A 2,441-nucleotide genomic window follows, 5' to 3' on the forward strand; every position below is an offset into this window, starting at 1 on the left:
GTTTAGGACGCAAGTGATAATGCGATAATTAATGTAGTCAACGGAGTTAATGTATCTATTATGAAAACGATAAACTATTTTTTCCAGCGGATTATATTTAGAATCTTTTTGGGTAGATTCAGTTCATTCTATTCACCATTAAGATTCCACAAAACTTAATTGTTTTTAAAAACGGCATTGAGGTCCGATAATTTTATTTTTGTAAATGCTATTAACCAAAGATGCCTTTGGCAAAGATTTTATTTGGGGAGTTTCTACAGCTGCCTACCAGATTGAAGGAGCACATGATTTGCATGGAAAAGGCCCTTCTATCTGGGATATATTCGTCAAAAAAAGAAACCGTATATTTCAAAATCAACATGGTAATGAGGCCTGTGATTTTTACAATCGCTATGTTCAGGACCTGTATTTGATGCAGGGAATGCATATTCCTAATTACAGATTCTCTTTATCATGGAGTCGTATATTTCCTGCTGGTATTGGTGCGGTAAATCAATCTGGATTGGATTTTTATGATCGTTTGATCGATTTATCCCTTGAGTTAGGGATAACACCTTGGCCTACCTTATATCATTGGGATCTTCCACATGCATTGGAAAAGAAAGGTGGCTGGGTAAACCGTGATGTGAAAGATTGGTTTGGAGAATTTGTTTCCAAATGTGTGCAAACCTACGGGGACCGGGTCAAGCATTGGATGGTTCTCAACGAACCTACAGTATTTACTGCTGCAGGTTATTTCTTCGGTGTACATGCACCAGAGAGAAAAGGTTTGGGCAATTTTTTGGCTGCGTCCCATCATGCTGCATTAGCACAAGCTCAAGGCGGCCGAATTATTAAGTCTTTACAGCCTAATAGCGAAGTAGGAACGACTTTTTCTTGCTCCCATGTTGAGCCCTTTACGTCGAAAGACAGAGACATTCTTGCGGCAAAGAAAGCAGATGTATTGCTCAACCGCCTATTTATAGAACCGCTACTAGGAATGGGCTATCCAACACAAGAGATTAAAATACTGGGTAGAATTGAAAAGTATATGCACGCGAATGATGAGCGAGATCTGCAATTTGATATGGACTTTATTGGCGTGCAAAATTATACACGGGAAATTATACGATACGCCATGTTCGTTCCTTATCTTCAAGCAAAGATAGTGTCGGCGAAAGAGCGCAAAGTTGAAATGACCGAAATGAACTGGGAAGTTTACCCAGCCTCCATTTATTATATGCTCAAGAAATTTAGCGCCTACCCTAATATCCCCACTTTAATTGTTACCGAAAATGGTGCTGCATTTCCTGATAAAATTGAAAATGGTTTAGTGCATGACCCCAAAAGATTGAGCTATTTACAGCACGCTTTACAGGAGGTTTACCGTGCAAAACAAGAAGGAATAAATGTCAAAGGGTATTTTGTATGGACATTCATGGACAACTTCGAATGGGCTGAAGGATATCGTCCAAGATTTGGACTAGTTTATGTTGATTTCAACAATCAACAGCGCATCGTCAAATCCTCTGGACATTGGTACGGAGACTTTTTAAAATAAATAAATGGCTTTTCCATCGTTATGAACGATATATCAAATTTGTAATTTTCAATAAAATCAGGCCAAGAAACAATGCGGCGACAATACTAAGTATTGTGACCAATGTATTCCTTCCGTTGTCTGCAAAAAAATAGATGGATAGTCCAGCCAATATACATGGAATACCGATAACAATAAGCTTGACCCAATATATTCGGTCTTCTTCCTCACGGATAATTTTTGTTTCAACTGCGGCTAAAACATCCGGTCTATTCATTCTAAAATATTCGAGAATAATTTCGATTTCGTCTGAACGCAATTCACGAGGACGTACAATCTGCTGCTGCAAGGCAATAAGTAAAATATTTCCATCTCGCTGAACTGAAATAACGGCCGACATTGGAAAGCGCTTTTTATACCCCATAGGGTTCATTGCATATCCTCTGTAGTCACTGTTATCTGGACTTAAACATACAAAATACTCCGAACTCATTGCGAAGATCACATCGGTATGTTCCTGTTTGATTTCTTTCCATATAACGATAGCAGGCTTAATGGCTGCAAGCAATAGACATTGAAAAATAAATATACCAAAAGACAAGCTGAATATCCACGACAAAGAAAATGAAAGGATTAAAAAAGCGATGATAAACGAGAGGACATTTGACCAAAAATCAATTTTCCGCTCGATTAAATAGAAAGTAATGACGCAGATTATTGGCGCAATGCTGGCTTTCCAATCCCAAAATATACTTACAATTCCGAGTATTGAAAACAGTGTATAATTCAACAGTTGAAAATATGCTGACTTCCGCTGAAAATTAGTTCTTTTAATTTCAATGATATTTTCCAATACGTTCTCTAATGAAATAACAAAATCTCTGTCGCTAAGATAGCTCTGATTGCATAAATATAAATATCA

Annotated in this window: 2 protein-coding genes; one reads left to right on the top strand and one right to left on the bottom strand. The window is 37.6% G+C overall.

Annotation, left to right across the window (positions count from 1 at the left end):
• Positions 1-205 precede the first annotated feature (205 nt).
• Positions 206-1,540 carry a GH1 family beta-glucosidase gene (locus B2X72_RS18900; RefSeq protein WP_145326790.1) on the top strand — a complete coding sequence of 445 codons (1,335 nt, stop codon included), beginning with the start codon at positions 206-208 and terminating at the stop codon, positions 1,538-1,540.
• Between the two features lie 19 nt (positions 1,541-1,559).
• On the opposite strand, the gene B2X72_RS18905 is transcribed toward B2X72_RS18900, so the two are convergent.
• Positions 1,560-2,372 carry a hypothetical protein gene (locus tag B2X72_RS18905; RefSeq protein ID WP_145326791.1) on the bottom strand — a complete coding sequence of 271 codons (813 nt, stop codon included), beginning with the start codon at positions 2,370-2,372 and terminating at the stop codon, positions 1,560-1,562.
• Positions 2,373-2,441 lie beyond the last annotated feature (69 nt).

The organism is Sphingobacterium sp. UBA7253 (genome assembly GCF_002472745.1).
In the GTDB taxonomy this organism is placed as follows: Bacteria; Bacteroidota; Bacteroidia; order Sphingobacteriales; family Sphingobacteriaceae; genus Sphingobacterium; species Sphingobacterium siyangense.